The organism is Anoxybacteroides rupiense (assembly GCF_014196195.1).
In the GTDB taxonomy this organism is placed as follows: Bacteria; Bacillota; Bacilli; order Bacillales; family Anoxybacillaceae; genus Anoxybacteroides; species Anoxybacteroides rupiense.
In genome coordinates this window covers 1-22,007 of sequence record NZ_JACIDF010000019.1, presented here as the reverse complement: position 1 = coordinate 22,007, position 22,007 = coordinate 1, and the positions used below count along the sequence as shown (strand labels likewise).

General features: G+C 41.7%; 19 protein-coding genes, 2 tRNA genes, 1 rRNA gene and 2 riboswitches. Of the genes, 19 read left to right on the top strand and 3 right to left on the bottom strand.

Features of this window, described 5'->3' with window-relative positions:
• The 7 genes from rrf to tsaD form a co-directional block, all read left to right on the top strand.
• A 5S ribosomal RNA gene (gene rrf / locus GGQ95_RS17830) occupies positions 1–94 on the top strand; the annotation flags it as partial.
• Between the two features lie 43 nt (positions 95–137).
• A tRNA-Met gene (locus GGQ95_RS17825) sits at positions 138–214 on the top strand.
• Positions 215–223: 9 nt separating this feature from the next.
• A tRNA-Asp gene (locus tag GGQ95_RS17820) sits at positions 224–299 on the top strand.
• 722 nt (positions 300–1,021) lie between these two features.
• Complete coding sequence (gene tsaE, locus GGQ95_RS17815) at positions 1,022–1,480, top strand: tRNA (adenosine(37)-N6)-threonylcarbamoyltransferase complex ATPase subunit type 1 TsaE (protein ID WP_066151125.1); 459 nt, start codon at positions 1,022–1,024, stop codon at positions 1,478–1,480.
• Complete coding sequence (tsaB, locus tag GGQ95_RS17810; RefSeq protein ID WP_066151128.1) at positions 1,477–2,187, top strand: tRNA (adenosine(37)-N6)-threonylcarbamoyltransferase complex dimerization subunit type 1 TsaB; 711 nt, start codon at positions 1,477–1,479, stop codon at positions 2,185–2,187. Before tsaE ends, tsaB begins: the two co-directional genes overlap by 4 nt.
• Positions 2,177–2,623 (top strand): ribosomal protein S18-alanine N-acetyltransferase, encoded by a 447-nt coding sequence (gene rimI, locus GGQ95_RS17805; RefSeq protein ID WP_066151131.1) that lies wholly within the window; start codon positions 2,177–2,179, stop codon positions 2,621–2,623. The genes tsaB and rimI overlap by 11 nt, the downstream gene beginning before the upstream one ends.
• A complete protein-coding gene (gene tsaD, locus GGQ95_RS17800; RefSeq protein ID WP_044743244.1) occupies positions 2,620–3,633 on the top strand; it encodes a tRNA (adenosine(37)-N6)-threonylcarbamoyltransferase complex transferase subunit TsaD in 1,014 nt (337 codons plus the stop codon). Before rimI ends, tsaD begins: the two co-directional genes overlap by 4 nt.
• A 403-nt stretch (positions 3,634–4,036) precedes the next feature.
• Here tsaD and GGQ95_RS17795 read toward each other — a convergent pair whose 3' ends face one another.
• Entirely contained in the window at positions 4,037–6,004 is a 1,968-nt protein-coding gene (locus tag GGQ95_RS17795) for an ABC transporter ATP-binding protein (protein WP_183187244.1), read from the bottom strand.
• A 118-nt stretch (positions 6,005–6,122) separates the two neighbouring features.
• Here GGQ95_RS17795 and moaC point away from each other — a divergent pair, with 118 nt between their 5' ends.
• Genes moaC through tatC form a run of 4 tightly spaced genes read left to right on the top strand, consistent with a single transcriptional unit; the run spans position 6,123 to position 8,221 of the window.
• Positions 6,123–6,611, top strand: coding sequence for a cyclic pyranopterin monophosphate synthase MoaC (gene moaC, locus GGQ95_RS17790; RefSeq protein WP_044743242.1), 489 nt, complete (start codon positions 6,123–6,125; stop codon positions 6,609–6,611).
• Positions 6,612–6,641: 30 nt separating this feature from the next.
• Positions 6,642–7,301 (top strand): redox-sensing transcriptional repressor Rex, encoded by a 660-nt coding sequence (locus tag GGQ95_RS17785; RefSeq protein ID WP_044743241.1) that lies wholly within the window; start codon positions 6,642–6,644, stop codon positions 7,299–7,301.
• Positions 7,298–7,450 carry a twin-arginine translocase TatA/TatE family subunit gene (gene tatA, locus GGQ95_RS17780; protein WP_080859420.1) on the top strand — a complete coding sequence of 51 codons (153 nt, stop codon included), beginning with the start codon at positions 7,298–7,300 and terminating at the stop codon, positions 7,448–7,450. The genes GGQ95_RS17785 and tatA overlap by 4 nt, the downstream gene beginning before the upstream one ends.
• 24 nt (positions 7,451–7,474) lie before the next feature.
• Positions 7,475–8,221: a twin-arginine translocase subunit TatC gene (tatC, locus tag GGQ95_RS17775; RefSeq protein ID WP_066151137.1), complete on the top strand. Its 747-nt coding sequence runs from the start codon at positions 7,475–7,477 to the stop codon at positions 8,219–8,221.
• A gap of 13 nt (positions 8,222–8,234) precedes the next feature.
• Here the strand turns inward: tatC and GGQ95_RS17770 are convergent, their stop codons facing one another.
• A complete protein-coding gene (locus GGQ95_RS17770; protein WP_312856957.1) occupies positions 8,235–8,390 on the bottom strand; it encodes a YdiK family protein in 156 nt (51 codons plus the stop codon).
• 38 nt (positions 8,391–8,428) lie between these two features.
• Positions 8,429–9,160 carry a CPBP family intramembrane glutamic endopeptidase gene (locus GGQ95_RS17765; RefSeq protein WP_066151143.1) on the bottom strand — a complete coding sequence of 244 codons (732 nt, stop codon included), beginning with the start codon at positions 9,158–9,160 and terminating at the stop codon, positions 8,429–8,431.
• A 789-nt stretch (positions 9,161–9,949) separates the two neighbouring features.
• On the opposite strand from GGQ95_RS17765, the gene groES reads away from it, so the two are divergent.
• From groES to GGQ95_RS17725, 8 genes are all read left to right on the top strand, one after another.
• Positions 9,950–10,234 carry a co-chaperone GroES gene (gene groES, locus GGQ95_RS17760; RefSeq protein WP_044743236.1) on the top strand — a complete coding sequence of 95 codons (285 nt, stop codon included), beginning with the start codon at positions 9,950–9,952 and terminating at the stop codon, positions 10,232–10,234.
• Between the two features lie 81 nt (positions 10,235–10,315).
• A complete protein-coding gene (groL, locus tag GGQ95_RS17755) occupies positions 10,316–11,944 on the top strand; it encodes a chaperonin GroEL (protein WP_066151147.1) in 1,629 nt (542 codons plus the stop codon).
• A 911-nt stretch (positions 11,945–12,855) separates the two neighbouring features.
• On the top strand, positions 12,856–13,806 hold the full coding sequence (locus tag GGQ95_RS17750; RefSeq protein WP_044744999.1) for an AAA family ATPase: 951 nt from the start codon (positions 12,856–12,858) through the stop codon (positions 13,804–13,806).
• Between the two features lie 103 nt (positions 13,807–13,909).
• Complete coding sequence (locus GGQ95_RS17745; RefSeq protein WP_231734689.1) at positions 13,910–15,016, top strand: DUF58 domain-containing protein; 1,107 nt, start codon at positions 13,910–13,912, stop codon at positions 15,014–15,016.
• Positions 15,017–15,018: 2 nt separating this feature from the next.
• The gene (locus GGQ95_RS17740) at positions 15,019–17,172 is read left to right on the top strand and encodes a transglutaminase TgpA family protein (protein WP_183187242.1); all 2,154 of its coding nucleotides are present in this window, start codon (positions 15,019–15,021) and stop codon (positions 17,170–17,172) included.
• A 32-nt stretch (positions 17,173–17,204) separates the two neighbouring features.
• Positions 17,205–17,306: riboswitch (purine riboswitch) on the top strand.
• A 96-nt stretch (positions 17,307–17,402) separates the two neighbouring features.
• Entirely contained in the window at positions 17,403–18,923 is a 1,521-nt protein-coding gene (gene guaA / locus GGQ95_RS17735) for a glutamine-hydrolyzing GMP synthase (RefSeq protein WP_221212163.1), read from the top strand.
• A gap of 86 nt (positions 18,924–19,009) precedes the next feature.
• A riboswitch (purine riboswitch) is annotated at positions 19,010–19,111 on the top strand.
• 121 nt (positions 19,112–19,232) lie between these two features.
• Positions 19,233–20,558, top strand: a complete 1,326-nt coding sequence (locus GGQ95_RS17730; RefSeq protein ID WP_044745002.1) for an NCS2 family permease — start codon at positions 19,233–19,235, stop codon at positions 20,556–20,558.
• A gap of 293 nt (positions 20,559–20,851) precedes the next feature.
• Positions 20,852–21,397 (top strand): GNAT family N-acetyltransferase, encoded by a 546-nt coding sequence (locus GGQ95_RS17725; RefSeq protein ID WP_044745003.1) that lies wholly within the window; start codon positions 20,852–20,854, stop codon positions 21,395–21,397.
• The last annotated feature ends 610 nt before the right edge of the window (positions 21,398–22,007 follow it).

Here is a 22,007-nt window from a genome sequence, read left to right as displayed (position 1 = left end):
CACACCCGTTCCCATCCCGAACACGGAAGTTAAGCTCTCCAGCGCCGATGGTAGTTGGGGCTAACGCCCCTGCAAGAGTAGGACGTTGCTAGGCTATCCTTTGTTTTTTATAAATGTTGTTTGAATGATTTTATTGCCGCGGGGTGGAGCAGTCTGGTAGCTCGTCGGGCTCATAACCCGAAGGTCGCAGGTTCAAATCCTGCCCCCGCAACCAAAACAAAATGGTCCCGTAGTGTAGTGGTTAACATGCCTGCCTGTCACGCAGGAGATCGCGGGTTCGAGTCCCGTCGGGACCGCCATTGCTAGCGAAACAATGGGTTTCGTGTTTTTTTATGCCTTTTTCTGCTTTTTCACCCATTCCCCCTTTTTGATGAATAGAACCATTTTATTAACATCCTTAAGAATCCGAACTCTTAAGGATGTTTTATCTTTATTTGTCTCATGCAATATACTACACGGTATCATGAGCTTATCAGTAACCAGTAACATGTCTACCAGCCGCAAGAGTATCCCTGCAAATCCCATATAGACAGTGAAGAAGCTTTAGCTGAGGGCGTAAAAAAGATTTCTTACCATTACCAATATTTCTACTCTGATGACCAAAGCCCCTCTTGCTAACAAAATAAGTTTCTCTTTTTAGCGTCTATCATCTATCCAACACTGGAATCGGAAAGCGTTCAACAAACAAATTTCTGCTGATATCATAAGAAAGTAGCACCAGTTTACCGGAATGTGATACAATTTCAAGCGCAGGCAATAAAATTTAGTTAATGGTAGAACAAGCAGTTATAATCAAGTTTAAATCAGGTACGTTGGTTCACCAAAAGAAACTCTCTCAAGTTTTCTTTTTGATTAGTCTGCCAAATTGCTTAGCGATTAGACATGATTTCATATTCCTAACATAAATGTTGAACAACTTACTGAAAAATAAATCGACCTGTGGGGATATTGTTGAAGGAAATCCATATTTCTGTTGGGTACGTGAAAATGGCAAACAATGATTAAAGTTAGGTGACAGATGATGGCGATTTATGAATTAGTTATGCACTCAGCCGAGGAAACCATGGAATTTGCTGTTAGGCTGTCAGAACAATTGCAGCCAAAAGATGTGATTGCCTTAGAAGGAGATTTAGGAGCAGGAAAAACAACGTTTACGAAAGGGCTAGCTAAAGGGCTAGGCATTACGCGAGCCGTCAGCAGTCCGACTTTTACGATCGTCAAGGAATATAAAGGACGTCTCCCGCTTTATCATATGGATGTATACCGTTTGGAGGATACGTTTGAAGACTTGGGGTTCGACGAGTATTTTGAAGGTGATGGCGTTACCGTGATCGAATGGGCTCATTTGATTAAGCCCCAGCTTCCTGATGAATTATTGTATATCCATCTTTATCATCATGGAGATCAGGAAAGAAAAATGGTATTGGAACCCATTGGAAAACGATATGAACAGTTATGCAAGGAGATTATAGAGGGATGAAAGTATTAGCGATTGATACATCGAATGCTGCTTTGGGCGTTGCCTTAGTGGAAGGTTCGGTCGTTAAAGGGGAAATCCTCACAAATATCAAAAAGGATCATTCCACCCGCTTAATGCCCGCTGTCCAACTGTTATTGGAAAATTGCCAAGTTACACCTCAAGAACTCGATTTAATTGTTGTAGCGAAGGGACCAGGCTCTTATACAGGTGTACGCATTGGTGTTACAGTTGCCAAAACGTTAGCCTGGTCATTGAATATTCCGATTGTAGGGGTATCTAGCCTTGAAGTGCTCGCTGCCAATGGACATTATTTTAATGGGTTGATTTGCCCTTTATTTGACGCAAGAAGAGGGCAAATTTATACAGGGTTGTATCGTTATCATGGTAATCAGCTAGAATGTGTAGAAAGCGACCGAATTGTGCTATCAAGTGGATGGGCGCAATGGTTGCGGGAAAAACAGGAGCCAGTTTTATTTTTGGGCGGAGATGTTGCTCTCCATCAAGATATATTAACAGGGGTGCTCGGTTCATTAGCAGTGTTTGGCCCACCAGCGTTACAATTGCCGCGTCCAAGCGAATTGGCTTTTTTGGGGATGAATAGAACATCAGAGGATGTTCACTCATTTGTCCCTAATTATGTGCGCTTAGCTGAAGCGGAAGTTAATTGGCTTGCTAGGCAGAAGGAGCAAGAAAGCCATGGAAATTAATTTTCGGATGATGACGTTAAATGATATCGATGGTGTACTAGCGATCGAAAAGGCGTCATTTACGCTTCCGTGGAGCCGTGAAGCATTTTATAATGAGCTTGTTCACAATCAATATGCGAAGTATGTCGTCATGGAGCATAATGGGCATATGATTGGTTATTGTGGGATGTGGGTTGTTATTGACGAAGCGCATATTACCAATGTGGCTGTATTACCGGAGTATCGCGGTAAAAAGTTAGGCGAAGCGCTTATGAGAATGATGATGGAAATGGCTAGACAGCTGGGGGCGATAACGATGACGCTGGAGGTGCGTGTTTCCAATCATGTCGCACAGTCATTGTATCGAAAGCTCGGATTTTTAAATGGAGGCATTCGGAAGAAATATTATCCAGATAATCAAGAAGATGCTCTTGTAATGTGGGTGAAATTAAGATGAACAAAGATGTATATGTACTTGGAATTGAAACAAGCTGTGATGAAACAGCTGCAGCTATAGTGAAAAATGGAAAAGAAATCATGGCGAATGTGGTGGCTTCGCAAATTGAAAGCCATAAGCGATTTGGCGGTGTTGTTCCAGAGGTAGCCTCACGTCACCATGTGGAGCAAATTACCCTTGTGATCGAGAAAGCGATGCACGAAGCCAATCTATCTTTTGCAGAGTTAGATGCTATTGCAGTCACACAAGGGCCAGGGCTTGTCGGAGCTCTTTTAATTGGGGTAAATGCTGCCAAGGCGCTCGCTTTTGCGCATCAGCTGCCATTAGTCGCTGTGCATCATATCGCTGGGCATATTTATGCCAATCGTCTTGTGACGGAAATGAAGTTTCCGCTGCTGGCACTTGTTGTTTCTGGGGGGCATACAGAGCTTGTATATATGAAAGAGCATGGCTCATTTGAAGTGATTGGCGAAACAAGGGATGATGCAGCTGGAGAGGCGTATGACAAAGTAGCTCGAGCGTTGCGGTTGCCATATCCAGGGGGCCCGCACATCGATCGGTTGGCTCATGAGGGAAGAGCGACGCTCGATTTACCGAGAGCCTGGCTGGAGGACGGCTCATATGACTTTAGTTTTAGCGGGTTGAAATCGGCGGTCATTAATACGCTGCATAATGCCGAGCAACGAGGCGAAACAATAGAAATCCAAGATATGGCGGCAAGCTTTCAGGAAAGTGTCATCGATGTACTAGTCACCAAAACGATCAAAGCAGCTCAAGAATATCATGTGCGCCAAGTTTTGTTAGCTGGGGGAGTAGCGGCAAATCGAGGGCTCAGGACGGCGCTGGAACAGAAAATGGCCGAGCTGCAGGAGGTAGAGCTTGTCATTCCGCCGTTGTCTCTTTGTACGGATAATGCTGCGATGATTGCAGCAGCTGGAACGATATTGTTTGCACATGGAAAACGAAGCGAGCTATCGTTAAATGCTGATCCTGGTCTTGAATTGGAGTAAGACCAAAAATCCTCTGCGTAGTCAAGAGGATTTTTTTTTGAGAAAATGTTTAGTTGTTAATATAATTATCCACATATTGTGGGTAATGTGGAAAACTTATCATGAATTAGGAATACCAAGTTATCTTTAACCACAATTTTTTGTGAGTATTTTTAGACTTTTTTGTGGATATTGTGGAAAATACGGTGAATAACTTAATTTAAAAGAAAAATTCTGTGTAAAAAAATGTGGATAGTTTTATTGGAGAATCCCCTTCTATTGCTTTTATAGCAATAGAAGGGGATCAAAATATTATAGTAAAAGTGTGTTAATCGACTAATAAACGATGTTAACAGTCTTTTCGATAAAGGCGGCTTGAAGATGGTGCAAAATGGTATAGGATCGTTATTGCTTTATTCAATGTTTATGATGGAGTCCGGGTCCCTTTATGTTCGGCTAGGGATGTATGGAGTTCTTCCCATTCTTCGATTAAGGCTTCTAAGGTTTCTTTCATCATTTCAATTTCTTTAGTGAGTTCTTGTGCCTTTTGAAAATCTCCATAGATTTCGGGATCGCATAATTGCTGTTCGCTCTCGCTGATGCTGTCTTCTAATTGACTAATTTCATTTTCAATTTCTTCAATTCGTTTTTTTCGTTGTCGTTCTAGTCTCTTTGTTTCCTTGTCGAGTTCGTATTGCTGCTTTATGGAAGCTCCTCCTTTATTATGCTTCCGTTGCTTCTCCTCTTCCTGAAGCTGCTTCAGTTCAAGCATTTCTGCTTTTTTATGAAGGTAATAATCATAATCTCCTAAATATTCAACGACTCCTTCTTGAGTGAGCTCGTACACTTTGGTAGCAATGCGGTTAATGAAATAACGGTCGTGCGATACAAAAAGAATGGTTCCGGGATAATCAATTAACGCGTTTTCGAGCACTTGTTTACTATCTAGATCCAAATGGTTAGTAGGCTCGTCTAAAATCAGGAAATTTGCTTTTTGCATCAAGAGCTTGGCTAATGCCAGTCGTGCTTTTTCCCCGCCGCTTAATGCAAATACCGGCTTTAGAACGTCATCGCCAGAAAATAGAAAATTGCCTAATACGGTACGAATTTCTTTTTCTGTTTTTTGCGGATACTCATCCCAAAGCTCATCAAGCACTCGTTTATTTGATGATAAGTCTGCTTGATTCTGGTCATAATAGCCGATTTGTACGTTGGAGCCATACCGTAAGTTACCGTTTTGTATCTGGATTTTGTTTACAATTGCCTTAAGCAGTGTCGATTTTCCGATCCCGTTTGGTCCGACAAGGGCAATGCTATCGCCTTTAGTAATGCGGAATTGTACACCGCGGATCACAGGTTCATTAGGTGTATAACCAACGGAAAGGTTTTCGGCAATTAATACTTCATTTCCGCTTGGGCGCTCAATCTCAAAGGAAAAATTGGCTGATTTTTCTTCAGATATGGGTTTATCGATTCGTTCCATTTTTTCAAGCTGTTTACGGCGACTTTGTGCTCGTTTAGTTGTAGAAGCGCGAGCGATATTTCGTTGGATGAAGTCCTGTAACTTTGCCATTTCCTCTTGTTGTTTTTCATACAGCTTCCATTCGCGCTCAAGGTCTTCTGCTTTTTGCTGTAAATATTTACTGTAGTTTCCGATATATTTTTTTATGCTTGTCCGCGATAATTCATACACCTGTGTCACTACTTTGTCAAGAAAATAACGATCGTGCGAAACGATTAAAATAGCTCCTGGATATGTTTGCAAGTATTGCTCAAGCCATGTTAAAGTTTCGATATCTAAATGGTTTGTTGGTTCGTCCAAAATAAGAAGATCTGGTTTCATTAACAGCATTTTGCCCAGCGCCAAGCGGGTTCGTTGTCCACCGCTAAGCGATTGAACAAAAGTAGTGGTGTAATCATATTCAGAAAATCGCAGTCCATGCAAAACGGAACGAATGTCTGCTTCGTATTGGTATCCCCCTTGGTCTTTAAATTTTTCTTGCAGGATATCATATTCTTTTAGCAATTTATCGTAACGTTTTGGGTCTGCAAGAAGATCGGGATCTCCCATCTGCTGTTCCATTGTGCGCAGCTCTTGTTCCATTGCTTTTAATGGGGAAAACACGGTCATCATTTCCTCCCATATTGATAGGGTGGAATCGAGGCCGCTATCTTGGGCAAGATAACCGATCGTGACGTCTTTAGGTTTGATGATTTCCCCGCTGTCATATGACAGTTCGCCAGCCATGATTTTAAGTAGCGTTGATTTTCCCGCTCCGTTTCTTCCGACGAGAGCGATGCGGTCTTTTGACTGTATTTCTAATTTTATATTCGATAAAATAAGATCAGCGCCAAAATATTTAGAAAGTTGTCGTATTTGTAAAATGATCATTGTTTTTCACCTCTCGTTTTACTAGTGTATCGCAAGAGCTTTTACTTGGGCAATAAAACGAGTTAGAAAAGACAGACGGGAAAAAATAGTGTATAGTTTATAAGTGGAGGAGATATTATTGGCATCTTTTACGCATTTTAATGAACAAGGCCGCGCCAAAATGGTCGATATTACCGAAAAGGCGGATAGCGTGCGTGTGGCGGTGGCTCGGACAAGTATTACGGTGAGCCAGGAGATTTATGAAGGAATTGTCAGCCATTCTGTAAAAAAGGGAGATGTCCTTGCGGTTGCTCAAGTCGCTGGTATTATGGCGGCTAAAAAAACTGCTGATCTTATTCCCATGTGCCATCCTTTAATGTTAAAAGGAGTCGATATTCAATTCGAATGGAGGATGCATGAACAGAGCTGTGAGCTGATCATTACAGCGACTGTGAAAACGAAAGGGAGCACAGGGGTAGAGATGGAAGCCCTCACGGCTGCTTCGGTCTGTGCGCTTACGGTTTATGATATGTGCAAAGCGTTGGATAAAGGAATGGTGATTGGGCCAACATATCTCGTAGAAAAAGCCGGAGGGAAATCCGGACACTACCAGCGTAAAGCAAAGTAAGACGGTTTAAGTGAATGCGGGGGATTTATCATGAGCAATGAACAGCCGAAAATTCCACAGGCAACTGCTAAGCGATTACCACTATACTATCGTTTTTTAAAAAATTTATATGCTTCAGGAAAACAGCGAGTATCTTCAGCTGAATTAAGCGAAGCCGTTAAAGTCGATTCAGCAACCATTCGGCGTGATTTTTCTTATTTTGGGGCTCTTGGAAAAAAGGGTTATGGGTATAATGTTAGTTATTTATTATCGTTTTTTCGCAAGACGCTTGATCAAGATGAAATCACGGAAGTGGCGTTAGTCGGAGTCGGAAATCTAGGAACAGCATTTTTAAATTATAATTTTATGAAAAATAATAATACAAAGATCGTGATGGCTTTTGACGTCGATCAAGCAAAAGTAGGGACAGAAGTGGGTGGAGTGCCTGTTTATCACTTAAATCAACTGGAAGAACTCATCCATGAACAAATTTCTGTGGCGATTTTAACCGTTCCAGCGCATGCTGCGCAGTCTATTACGGATCGTCTTGTGCAGAAGGGAATCAAAGGCATTTTGAATTTCACTCCTGCACGCCTAAATGTGCCGGAAAACATCCGGGTGCATCATATTGATTTGGCCATTGAGCTACAGTCGCTTGTATATTTTTTAAAGAATTACCCATCTGAATCAAATGGAGTGAACTCATTGTGAAATATTTACTTATTTTGCTTGTTATTGTCTTATTGTTTGGGACGAAAAAACTTCCAGAGCTGGGGAAATCGCTCGGCCAGTCGCTAAAAGAATTTAAGAGTGCGACGAAGGGATTAACGGATGAAGAAGAAAACAACAAAAAAGCGTAACGATGAACGGTAGGATGGTTCCATATGAGCGATAAAGAAATGTCTGTATATGAACATCTTGGGGAATTAAGAAAACGATTGATTATTGTGCTGATTTTTTTTGCTATTGCTTTGACTGCCAGCTTCTTTCTTGTCGAGCCTGTGATTCGGTATTTGCAACAGGCTGATGAAGCAAGAGAGTTAACGATGAATGCCTTTCGATTGACCGATCCGATTAAAATTTATATGCAATTTGCATTTGTCATCGCTTTGATTATGACCGCACCGGTTTTGCTTTATCAAATTTGGGCCTTCGTCAGCCCTGGACTATACGAAAAAGAGAGAAAAGTGACACTTAGCTATATTCCATTGTCATTATTTTTATTTTTAAGCGGCATTAGCTTTGCCTATTTTGTTTTGTTTCCATTTGTCGTCCGTTTTATGCAAGACTTGGCGACAGATCTAGGCATCAATCAAGTAATTGGCATTAACGAATATTTTACGTTTTTGCTTCAGCTTGTATTGCCGTTTGGTGCGTTATTTCAATTGCCGGTGATCGTTATGTTTTTAACGCGTCTTGGGTTGATTACCCCTTTTTTACTGTCAAAAGGGAGAAGGTATGCGTATTTGCTTTTATTAATTGTAGCAGCGATCATAACCCCTCCAGATGTAATATCACAATTAATTGTAATGATTCCGTTGTCTTTTTTATATGAAGTGAGCATATGGATCTCAAGAATCGCCTATCGAAAAGTGCTTTTAGCGGAACAAGCAAGGGCTGACTTAAAATGAACGTCAGCCCTTTTTATTTTTGTTGATTTCGAATTCTAATATATAGGGTGATCAGTCGCAAAAATACACCGAAGTCTAAAGTGGCCAAGACCATTAAGGCAACGGTAGAGAAATTCCATATGCTCTCATGGGCGCTTTGAGTGGCTAAATAAGTGAATAAAGCCCCCATTAGAAAGTAGAACAACGCGGTGCTTAAAGGTGAAATTCTCATAATGAAAAGCCCCCAAATATAAATTGCATCTTGTCGGTTTCTTTTATGATTTGTTCGATATGATCAGCAAAGACGGTTTGCATCACGACAACGAACGTATTCATTGTCACATGAGCAAAGATCGGAACGAAAATACGCTTTGTTTTGGCATAAAGAAAAGCAAATGTAAATCCCATGGTTGAATACAGGAGAAGGTGTTCAAGCTCCATATGGACGACTGCGAACAATAAGGAACTAATCGTAGCCGCAATCAAGAAATTATACTTATTATACAGGGTGCCAAAGATAATTTTACGAAAAATCACTTCTTCTAGAATGGGCCCAATAACAGATGTGACGATCACAAGGGCCGGAGTGAGGCGAATAATTTCAATAATGGTTTTCGTATTTTCCGATCCTGCCTGAATGCCGAATAGACGATATTCAATATTGGCCGCAATGCCTTGGGCAAATAGCGCCAAAAAGAAGCCCCCAATCGCCCACACCCACGCGACAGATAATGGAGCACGATCGCGTTCATGGCGCTGCTTGATATCGTTGCGAAGGAAAAAGAGAACAAGAAAAAAGGTAATCGAAAAGCTGATGACGGCCCAATAGCCTGAGGCTGCTTCTACTGCATTATGAGAATGTGCTCCGACTCCAAGAAATACTAAGAGCGGGACGCCAGCTATACTAGATAGCTGCATGATGACATATGCTATAATGACATACCAATATTGCCGTTTCAATGGAAAATTCCCCTTTGCTAAAAAGTAATCGCTGCTTTTCGTATTGTAGCACATATTGGAGAAAAATAATGATTAAAATGTTTGATTGAAATGGTAAGACAACAGGGGAGCGCGCTTTAGATGATTGAAGGATATAAAGCCAAGAATGTGGTAATCTTATGTTGGCGGAAAAGTTTTCAGTCTGTAAACGGAGCTGTATGATGAAGCTTTTCGTTATGAGATTTCGCCATGCTATTCGATTCATCAACGCTCGGTTAACGTTTTTAATTTTTCGTTTTGGTGGTCGAACTACGCTGCTTCACCAAACCATCAAGGGCTTTAGCAACAATGTTGTTCGACCGGCTGACCGTTGAAATGCTTGCATGTGGACATCATTCGATTTATTTCATATTTCAAGTTGTTTGGATTAGACGATCCCCCTTTCCTAAGTAAAGGGATAGGAAAAAAATTGAGCATAATCCACCAAAAAACCTCCCACCTCTACACAAAGTGTAGGTGAGGGAGGTTGATCTCCCATGAAAAACTCCCAGCAGAATGAACGAGCAGAGAAAAAGGAGAATGAAATGGTCTACCTGAAGGATCTCAGATTCCTTCGGGCGACAAATTGGATGTTTATATTTGCAGGAATGTGACATAATTGAAAAGGGTGCACAAAGTTGCAGATTTTTTTTGTATTTTTTACTTGCAAAAAAAAGGGAAGTTCATTAATATTATAAGTGTGTTAGCACTCGTTGATGATGAGTGCTAATAAAATGAGAATAAAAATTTTTGTTGAGGAGGTTGTTTTCCGTGTTAAAGCCATTAGGTGATCGCGTTGTGATTGAGCTTGTCCAAACAGAAGAAAGAACAGCAAGCGGTATTGTGTTACCAGACACTGCAAAAGAAAAACCGCAAGAAGGAAAAGTAGTGGCTGTTGGTACAGGACGTGTGCTTGACAGCGGTGAGCGTGTAGCTCCGGAGGTAGCTGTGGGCGATCGCATTATCTTCTCAAAATATGCAGGAACAGAAGTAAAATACGAAGGCAAGGAATATTTAATTTTGCGTGAAAGCGATATTTTGGCTGTCGTTGGTTAATCATTTCGTACGGCTTTCATAACATAGATATTTCAACAAATACTTAATGAAAATTTAGATTGCTGGAGGAGGTAATGGTTCATGGCAAAAGAAATTAAATTCAGTGAAGAAGCTCGTCGCGCGATGCTACGCGGTGTTGATAAATTAGCAGATGCAGTAAAAGTAACATTAGGTCCTAAAGGGCGCAACGTTGTATTAGAGAAAAAATTCGGTTCTCCATTAATTACAAATGATGGTGTCACGATTGCAAAAGAAATCGAATTAGAAGATCCATTTGAAAACATGGGTGCGAAGCTTGTTGCTGAAGTAGCAAGCAAAACAAACGACGTTGCTGGTGACGGTACAACGACTGCAACTGTATTAGCTCAAGCGATGATCCGTGAAGGCTTAAAGAACGTAACAGCTGGCGCAAACCCAATGGGTATCCGCAAAGGTATCGAAAAAGCGGTGGCTGTCGCAGTTGAAGAGTTGAAAGCAATCTCTAAACCAATCGAAGGCAAAGACTCTATTGCTCAAGTTGCTGCGATTTCTGCGGCTGATGAAGAAGTAGGCCAATTAATCGCAGAAGCAATGGAGCGCGTAGGTAACGACGGTGTTATTACATTAGAAGAATCCAAAGGCTTTACAACAGAATTAGATGTTGTTGAAGGAATGCAATTTGACCGCGGTTACGCTTCTCCATACATGATTACTGATACGGAAAAAATGGAAGCAGTATTAGACAATCCATACATCTTAATTACTGATAAGAAAGTTTCAAACATTCAAGAAATCTTGCCTGTATTAGAGCAAGTCGTGCAACAAGGCAGATCATTGCTTATCATTGCTGAAGATGTTGAAGGTGAAGCGCTTGCGACACTAGTTGTGAACAAGCTTCGCGGAACATTTACAGCTGTTGCTGTTAAAGCTCCTGGCTTTGGTGACCGCCGCAAAGCGATGCTGGAAGATATCGCGATTTTAACTGGCGGTGAAGTGATCACTGAAGAATTAGGCCGTGACTTAAAGTCTGCAACTATTGCATCTCTTGGCCGCGCTGCAAAAGTGGTTGTAACAAAAGAGCATACAACCATCGTAGAAGGTGCGGGCGAATCTGATCAGATTAAAGCACGCATCAATCAAATTCGTGCTCAATTAGAAGAAACTACTTCTGAATTTGACCGTGAAAAATTACAAGAGCGCTTAGCGAAATTAGCTGGCGGCGTAGCAGTAATCAAAGTTGGTGCTGCTACAGAAACAGAATTAAAAGAACGCAAATTGCGCATTGAGGACGCTCTTAACTCTACACGCGCGGCTGTTGAAGAAGGTATCGTAGCCGGCGGTGGTACAGCGCTATTAAACGTATATAATAAAGTAGCTGAAATCAAAGCAGAAGGCGATGAAGCAACTGGTGTGAAAATCGTTCTTCGCGCGATTGAAGAACCAGTACGTCAAATTGCGCAAAATGCTGGTTTAGAAGGTTCTGTTATCGTTGAACGCTTGAAAAAAGAACAACCTGGTATCGGCTTCAATGCAGCAACTGGCGAATGGGTGAACATGATCGAAGTAGGTATAGTTGACCCTACAAAAGTAACTCGTTCTGCGCTTCAAAACGCAGCATCTGTTGCCGCTATGTTCTTAACAACGGAAGCCGTTGTCGCTGACAAGCCAGAAGAAAACAAAGGCGCTGGCGCTGGAATGCCTGACATGGGCGGAATGGGCGGCATGATGTAATCATTGCCTAAATATCTTGGAACACTGGGGTTTCCCGGTGTTCCTTTTCTTTTTTGCCCACGAAATCGTCATCAATTGTCTAGAAGGCTTCTCGTAAGTTTTGCAGACCGAATCCCATTCTATTAAGCTTACATGGAAGAGCAGAACGTTTGGCATCATCAAGAGTCAGGCTGAAGCATTTTAACTTCCCTTCGAAAGAAGGCCCCCACTTCTAAGCGAAGCGTAGGTGGTGGGAGTATGTCCCCTCTAGCCATTAGTTATCTGACAAAGGAATCAAAAAAACGCTCATCTTTATGATGGTTGTGTTTCATCCATAAACTTCGACGGTCTTCATTTGGCTCAAAAGCGGTTCGTTTTTTCTCCTTATTACAACCTTTCTTTTGGTGACGGCAAGAGCGGTCCAACAGCCGTCCGTTTCCTTATGATAGAAAATAAAATGAACAGGTAGGACAACTTATGTTGCTAAGCGATTTCCGGCATCTTGTAATGAAGGGCTATGATCCTTTTGAATGTTGAATAATCAATGATTCGTGTTATGATTTTAGTAAAGACGAAATTTTCAGAAGAGATCAATCAAAACAAGGAGTTGAGATTTATTAGGTGAATAATAGTAGTGATAGACCTGATTTTTTATAAAAAGATGATCCGAGTAGCCGAGCATGTGAAAACAATAAAATCTATATAAAATAAATCATGTAGCTTAAAAACGGACCCAATCATTCTAGAAGGTAAGGTGACGGATGTTTTCACTAGTCAGAGAAGCTTGTGGCTAACCTCTTTTAGAGGCTCATCCTTCCAAAAATAAAATAACCGATTTCTTTTATTAAGAAAGAGATGGTCCTAGCATTCTAATCACCAAATGGTGCTGTCATGAATCATGATTAAGAACATTTCATTAGAGGAGAATGAACATGCCAAAAAACGAAGAATTACATCCGGTCATTGGTACAATGGTTGAAAATATCGAAAAGGTGATCGTGGGAAAAAGAGAGGTTGCTACATTAAGCATTGTTGCGCTGTTAGCGCGTGGACATGTGTTGCTGGAGGATGTTCCGGGTGTTGGAAAGACGATGCTTGTTCGCGCATTGGCAAAATCCGTGAGCGCCCAATTTAAGCGGATTCAGTTTACGCCGGACTTGCTTCCAAGCGATGTGACCGGCGTATCGATTTATAATCCAAAAGAAGGCCAATTTGAATATAAACCAGGTCCCGTTATGGGGAATATTATTTTGGCTGATGAAATTAATCGAACGTCTCCTAGAACGCAATCGGCCTTGCTAGAGGCGATGGAGGAGGGAAGCCTAACGGTGGATGGTGTAACAAGGCCATTGCCGCGTCCTTTTTTTGTTATGGCGACGCAAAACCCCATTGAATATGAAGGAACCTACCCTCTTCCTGAAGCGCAGCTCGATCGTTTTTTGCTGAAGCTAAACATGGGATATCCCTCCATACAAGAAGAGATGGATATTTTGAACAAAACCGAAAAGGTGGTTCCTATTGATCAACTGCAACCAGTGATCACCATCAAAGATTTGCTTTTATTGCAGGAAAAAGTACAGGAAGTGTATGTAGATGAACGTGTGAAACGCTATATTGTTGAAATCGTCCAACGAAGCCGTTCCCATGAGTCGATCTATTTAGGAGTCAGTCCGCGCGGATCGGTGGCATTAATGAAAGCTGTACAAGCATACGCATTCGTGCATGGACGTGATTTTGCCCTTCCAGATGATGTGCAATCTTTAGCTCCTTATGTCCTTGCGCATCGGATCATTTTGAAAGCTCATGCGAAATTTGATGGAATTTCTGCAGGGCATATCATTAGTGAAATTATTTCCAGAACGCCAGTGCCGGTGCAAAGGTAGGGACAGCCTGATGAAAAAACACAGGAAAAATTTGTGGCAATTCATAAGAGTGCTTGGATTGTTGGCAATTCTTTTTTCATATGCGATGTTTCAGGGAGGCTTCGTGAGCTGGTTTTTATTCTACAGTTTCCTACCTTTTGGACTGTACGCTTTCGTTTTAATATTTTATCCCCTCCATTCGATAAAAGTAAAACGAACCTTTAATCAGAAGGTGTATTATTACGCAGGTGAAAAATTGCGGGTCACTGTGCAAATCGATTTACCGCGTTTTTTTCCGCTCATTTATATACTAGCCGAAGAAAAGCTGCCGCCGTCCTTAGCAAAAATGACGCCTTTTCGTACAGTGTTAATGCCCTTAGGACGGCGTATGTGCACATATGTATATGAAATGGATGAATTGCCGCGTGGAGAGCATATTTTCTCGGCCATTCATTTCAAAATCACCGATTTACTGGGAATGGTGGCAAAAGAAGCGATCGTTTCCACTGAAGATAGCATCCTTGTCTATCCGCGCTATGTCGAAATGAACGCTCGGAAAATGGGACAACAGTTGGATGACGGGTCTGTTGTATCGCCGCTTCCGCTCCATCGCGATACGGCAATGGCGATCGGCGCTCGTGAGTATACACAAGGAGACCGCTTTTCATGGATTCATTGGAAAGCATCGGCACGAAAAAACGAATTGATGACAAAAGATTTTGAAGAAAGGCAGAGCGAGGATCTTATGGTCTTTTTGGATCGCACTCCTACAGCCTTATTTGAAGAGGTTGTCACATTTACCGCTTCCTTTGTTCGAATGACGGTAAAAGCAGGAGTGAAAACCGGTCTCGTATCGGTAGGAAGGGATCGCATCGTGATTCAAGCGCAAAATGGAGAGACGCATTTACAGCGGTTATTTTATCACTTAGCGAAAGTGGCCTGTGATAGTCAGGAATCATTTGCACGCATCATGTATCGTGAGACTATGCAGTGGCCGTTATCGTTTTCCTTTTGCTGCATCACGTCGCAGCTGTATAAAGAAACTGCTTCCATCATGGCTGATTTAGCTTCGAAAAATCGCCGCGGTACGGTGGTTTTAATCAAAAAAGCAGAAGGCCAACTATCGAAAGAGGAGCGAGAATGGATCGAGATGCTTAGAAAAAAAGGGGTCACTGTAAAGGTAACGATGCCCCAGCACTTTGCTAATGCTTTCGTTGAGGGTGGGAAGTAAACGTGGAACAAAGCCGGATCAAAACATTTGCATACTATTTGTTCGCTTTTTGGCTGCTATGGGAATGGCTTGCGCCGCTAACTGTTGTATCGGATACAAAAAATATCCAAGTGTTTATCGTATTTGTTGCTTTTTACTTTCTTTTAGAGCTGTTGCGAGTGCCGCTCTGGCTGTCGGTATGTCTAAAAATCGGTTATCTTTTCTATGCGCTTAACGATTTGTTTTTTCATGCTCCATTTTTGTCCTTCCAATGGCTTTTCATGTTTGGAGAAGAAGCCGTTTATCATCTTTCATTAATCCGTCATTTTCAATGGGAAGACATGACCGATCGATTTCGTACTTTCCTATTTTTTCTGATGCTGTGGATGATGTGCTATCTTGTGCAATATTGGCTTGTTAAACAGAAACGGATCTGGCTGTTTTTAGTGATGACTTTTATCTATATCGCGGTGCTGGACACGTTTACCCCTTTTTCGGGGACTGGGGCGATTGTCCGGCTGGTAGGAGCAGGTTTTTTTCTATTAAGCTGGCTCCATTATGAGCGTTTGCCAGCAGCAAAGCAGCCTGCAAAGTGGTTGGTCATGGGGGCTTTCGCAGTAGGCGCTGCACTGCTTTGCGGGTACGCGGGCCCTAAGCTGGCTCCTCAGTGGCCTGATCCTGTTGCATTTATTAAAAGCTATGCAGCGGAGGACCGCGAACAAGATCCGAACCAGTTTGCTGTTAAAAAGATCGGTTATGGAAACAATGATTCGCGATTAGGCGGTCCGTTCATTGCTGATAATACCGTCGTTTTTACAGCGGAGGATGAAGGAACTCATTATTGGAGAGTGGAAACAAAGGATATTTATACGGGAAAAGGGTGGGACATTAGTGACAGTGTTCAAGTGAAGACGTTTGAACAAGAGAATAACTTTCATCAATGGTTTGAAAATAGCGTTGAGAAAAAGCAGTTGGCAGCGCATGTGCGGATGGTTCAGCCGGCTTCTTATTTGGTTTATCCAGAGGGATTAAAAACCGTCCATGCTTCAAAAGATATCGTCTTTCGCATGGAAGCGGCCAATGAAAAAATTTATCCGACAGATCGTGAGTCTTATCTTGTTCCTTTGCAGGAATATGAATTGACTTATGAATATCCGACCTTTTCGATTGAAAAATTGAAAGTCTCCCCTCCAGTAACAGATGAACAGATCTTAAAAAGGTATACACAACTTCCGGATCATTTGCCGAAAAGAGTTCAAGAGCTGGCTCAGCAAATTACAAAACAAGCAGCAACAACTTATGAAAAGGTAAAAGCCATTGAGCAATATTTTCATTTGAACGGTTTTGCCTATGAAACAAAGGATGTAGCTGTGCCAAGCAGAAATCAGGATTATGTCGATCAATTTTTATTTGAGACGAAAAAAGGGTATTGTGATAATTTTTCAACGGCCATGATTGTCTTGCTTCGTTCGATCGATATTCCCGCACGCTGGGTAAAGGGCTATACATCGGGGCAATGGGTCGATGAAACAGACGACGGCAAAGATCTATATCGAGTGACGAACAATAATGCCCATTCATGGGTGGAGGTATATTTTTCTAGAATTGGCTGGGTTCCATTTGAACCAACTCAAGGGTTTAATAATCCATACGAGTTTACGGAAGCTGAATCAGCTGTCGAATCAACTCCAGTTCCTGAACAGCAGCAAACACAAACGGCGCCGAATCGTACAAGGCTGGAGGAACAACTGCAGCAGGATCGTCTTTCATCATCGCCGCAGCAGAACCAAGAACGCTTGCTTTCGATCGTCAATTGGAAGAGCGTTTTATCTCTAACGGTTTCGTTGATGGTTCTTACTATTCTGTTATATGGAACAAGAAGAAAATGGTGGCCGTATATCACATTGCTCCAGTTTAAATATCGGCATGGTGGAGATACATTTGTGAAAGCTTATGACGCATTGCTCCGCCATCTGAAAAGCTGCGGTTTAAAACGGAAGGAAGGGCAGACGTTGCGCCAATACGCAGCTTACATTGATAATTGGTTTGGGACGAATGAAATGAGCCAGCTAACACAGCTATATGAACGGGTGATTTATAAAAATGAAATAGTCGATCAGCAATGGGAAGAAGTGAAAGAATTATGGGAAAATTTAATTAAAAGAATAGCATCTTGACCGTAAAGGGAAAGAGTTGATAGAATGAATTAAAATTTAAGACGAAATCCCTTCGTATATCCTCGATAATACGGTTCGAGAGTCTCTACCGGGACACCGTAAATGACCCGACTACGAAGGCAGATGATGCTCTGTGCTAGAATTCTGCCTTCGTTTTTTTATGGAAGAAGGTAAGGATTCTAGTTTTTTATTACTCGATTGAGGTGATCATTGTGCAACAAAACCATGAAATGATCGTGGTGCTTGATTTCGGAAGCCAGTATAATCAATTGATTACTCGGCGCATTCGCGAGTTCGGTGTATATAGTGAGCTTCATCCGCACACGATTACTGCCGAAGAAATTCAAGCTTTGAACGCGAAAGGAATTGTGTTTTCGGGCGGACCGAATAGCGTATATGATGAAAACGCGTTTACATGCGACCCGAAAATTTTTGAACTAGGTGTGCCGATTTTAGGAATTTGTTATGGCATGCAGTTAATGACTCACCATTTAGGCGGGAAAGTGGAAAAAGCGACACATCGGGAATATGGAAAAGCAACAATCGAGGTGCAGCACGCTTCAAAATTGTTTGAAACACTCCCTTCCGAGCAAGTCGTTTGGATGAGCCATGGAGATTTAGTAACTGAAACTCCGGCTGGATTTACGGTCGATGCGACAAGCGTCTCATGTCCGATTGCGGCGATGAGCGATGAATCAAGACAGTTTTATGCGGTGCAGTTTCATCCAGAGGTGCGCCATTCCGTCTATGGGAACGATTTATTAAAGCGCTTTGTTTTTGATGCTTGCCAATGTCGCGGGGATTGGACGATGGAAAGCTTTATTGACAATGAAGTTCGCAAAATCCGCGAGCTTGTCGGCGATAAAAAGGTGCTTTGTGCCTTAAGCGGAGGCGTTGATTCTTCTGTTGCGGCCGTGCTGGTGCATCGCGCGATTGGCGATCAATTGACATGTATTTTTGTTGATCATGGTTTGCTACGCAAAGGAGAAGCGGAAAGCGTGATGAAAACGTTCCGTGAAGGGTTTCACATGAATGTGATCAAGGTCGATGCGAAAGAGCGCTTTTTAAGCAAGTTGCACGGCGTGTCTGATCCAGAACAAAAACGCAAAATCATTGGCAACGAATTTATTTATGTGTTTGACGATGAGGCGGCCAAGCTGGAAGGAATCGAATTTTTAGTACAGGGAACGCTGTATACGGATATTATTGAAAGCGGAACAGCGACAGCACAAACCATTAAATCGCACCATAATGTGGGCGGTTTACCGGAAGATATGAAATTCAAGCTTATTGAACCTCTTAATACTCTTTTTAAAGATGAGGTGCGTGCTCTTGGAACGGAACTAGGCATTCCTCATGAGATTGTTTGGCGTCAGCCGTTTCCGGGGCCAGGATTAGGCATCCGCGTGCTCGGCGAAGTAACGGAAGAAAAGCTGGAGATCGTGCGTGAATCAGATGCCATTTTGCGCGAAGAAATTAAAAAAGCTGGATTGGATCGTGAAATTTGGCAATACTTCACCGTTCTTCCTGACATTCGAAGCGTTGGTGTGATGGGAGATGCCCGTACGTATGATTATACAGTGGGGATTCGTGCGGTAACGTCGATTGACGGAATGACAGCAGATTGGGCACGGATTCCATGGGATGTACTTGAAATCATCTCTACACGTATTGTAAATGAAGTACCGCATGTGAATCGTGTGGTTTATGATATTACAAGCAAACCGCCTGCGACGATTGAGTGGGAATAAAAACGAACAAAAACGAACATTTTTTATAAAATGTTCGTTTTTTTATTGACCACCTTGATTTCGATTGATACAATAGAAATGCAAAAACGAATATTGTCAAAATGCGTCGTATAATCTCGGGGATATGGCCTGAGAGTTTCTACCAAGCTACCGTAAATAGCTTGACTACGGGGTATAATGAAGGAGAAAGTAGGTCTTCTTTATATGCTGTGTTAGAAGATGGTTCTTTCTTTATGTTCGTTATCCTTATAGTCAACGCTTCTGGTAGCATACCGGAAGCGTTTATTATTTTTTAAGGGGGATCGAGAAGTGAGAAAGTATTTCCGATTTGATGAACTCGGCACAAATTACCGCACGGAAATTATAGCGGGGATCACAACGTTCTTATCAATGGCTTATATTTTATTCGTCAACCCTTTTACACTTTCGTTAGGTGCGGTAGAAGACTTTCCAAATGAATTGCGGATTGACCAAGGGGCCGTGTTTGTGGCAACAGCGCTAGCGGCTGCATACGGTTCGATCATGATGGGGATTTTTGCGCGATACCCAATCGCTTTAGCGCCAGGGATGGGATTGAATGCGTTTTTTGCATTTACCGTTGTTCTTCATATGCAAATCCCTTGGCAAACAGCATTAGCTGGGGTATTTGTATCTGGAATTATTTTTACGATTCTTTCTCTGACTGGTATTCGAGAAAAAATTATTGATGCTATTCCGATCGAATTAAAATACGCGGTCGGTGCCGGAATTGGTTTGTTTATTACATTTATCGGTTTGCAAAATGCCGGAATTATTGTTGATAACTCGGCGACGCTGGTAGGATTGAGCGATTTAAAAAAAGGTGATACATTATTAGCGATTTTTGGCTTATTTATTACAGTGATTTTAATGGTGAGAAAAGTAAATGGCGGTGTTTTTTATGGCATGGTCATTACAGCGATTGTCGGTATGATCTTTGGTTTAATCAAAGTGCCGCATCAAATTGTTGGTGCGATTCCTGACATTTCACCGACGTTTGGCATGGCCATCAAGCATTTGCCAGATATTTTCTCGTGGAAAATGATAGGCGTTGTTTTAACCTTCTTTATCGTTGACTTTTTTGATGCAACAGGCACGCTCTTGGCTGTTGCGAATCAAGCAGGATTATTAAAAAATAACAAATTGCCTCGTGCAGGGAAAGCCTTGCTTGTGGATGCAACAGCTGTGTGGGTTGGTTCTATTTTCGGGACATCGACGACGACTTCTTATATCGAATCTTCCGCTGGTGTAGCAGCAGGAGGGCGTTCAGGATTTTCCGCAGTGGTGACAGGCATTCTATTCTTGCTTGCTCTCTTCTTCTCGCCGCTGTTGAGTGTTGTTACTTCAGCTGTTACTGCGCCAGCGCTGATTATTGTTGGTGTTTTGATGGCATCATCGATTGGCGAGATTGATTGGAAAAAATTCGAGATTGCGGTTCCAGCCTTCTTTACGTTGATTACAATGCCGCTTTCTTACAGCATTGCCACAGGAATTGCAGTTGGCTTTCTTTTCTATCCAATTACTATGATTTTGAAAGGCCGAGGAAAAGAAGTTCATCCGATTCTTTATGTATTGTTCTTTGTTTTTCTTGCTTACTTTGTGTTTTTAAGAGAGTAGAACAGATTGAAATGATCGAGACCAATTCGTTTAACTGCGAATTGGTCTTTTTGTTATGAACCTCCCCACCTACACTCCATTTAGAGGTGGGCGACTTCTTGGTGAATGTGTTAAATCCAAATACGATAATGCCATGCTTCTATCTACAAAAAAGATTTTTGGTCCAATTTTTGGATAAATATGTTAAAATGATTTTTAATAACATATTTATCACGAAGTCTTTCGTCTCTAAGTGGAGTAAAGGTGGAAGAGGTCCGCTTATCGTAAAAACACAAGGAAAAGGGGGAATACATATGTTTATTTGTTCTATTGATCGGGATGTTTATTTGAAGTTGTTAACACGTGAAGACGCAGAGCGTTTGTTTGCTTTAGTTGACTCATGCAGACCGCATTTGCGGCGGTGGTTGCCTTGGGTTGATGCCGTGAAAGCAGTAGAAGATTCCAGAGCGTTTATTGAAGGGACTTTGAAAAAATTCGCAGCGGGCAATGGATTTGAAGCGGGAATTTGGTATAAAGGGGTACTTGCAGGGGTCATCGGTCTCCATTATATCGACCGCAACAATAGAAAGACGAGCATCGGCTATTGGTTGGGCGAACCGTTTCAGGGGCTTGGATTGATGACAAAATCATGCAAGGCTTGCATCGACTACGTTTTTCAAGAGTTGAAATTAAATCGAGTTGAAATTCGCTGTGCGGTAGAAAATCAAAAAAGCCGAGCCATTCCAGAGCGTTTAGGTTTTGTTAATGAAGGAACCATAAGAGAGGCAGAATGGCTTTATGACCATTTTGTTGACCATATTGTATACGGGATGATTGCGAGTGAATGGAGAGCTCGTTAGAAAGTGACGGATCGTGTCTTACAATTTTTTCGTTTCAATAAAAACGGAGCATAAGGAGAAATTTGGGTGCTTCATACATAATGAAGACAGCCTAGGTGCGGGTGGGTCGTTACGTGCAAATGTAAACTTGCTGGATAAGGAAACTGGTCGATATGCCGCTTTAAAGAGCCATCAATGATCTAAAAGCGGCGTTCCGACCTTTATCGCACGGATGTGTGACGAAAAGGAAAGTGGTTGTACTCGTATTTTGACTAAGAGTTTTTATAAATAACTGTTCACTCATAATTTATATAGTACAAGAACAAGATGAGAATAGATGAATGTGCATAGCAGAAGATGAATTTTTTGATGCAATAAATACGGAAAAAATAACATAAATTTAACTATTGACTGATTACACAAATCGGTGTTATATTATTAAAGCCGTTGCGAAACGGTGTAAAAAAATAAAAAAATAGTTGACACAAAAAAAGATAAATGTTACATTAATAAAGTCGCTCTTGAAAGAAAAGCGAAAATGTTCTTTGAAAACTGAACAAAACGAAGCGTTAATCGAAAAATTTCGGTATGGTCAACCGAAATTTAAATAATAGCCAATCAACTTTCTTTT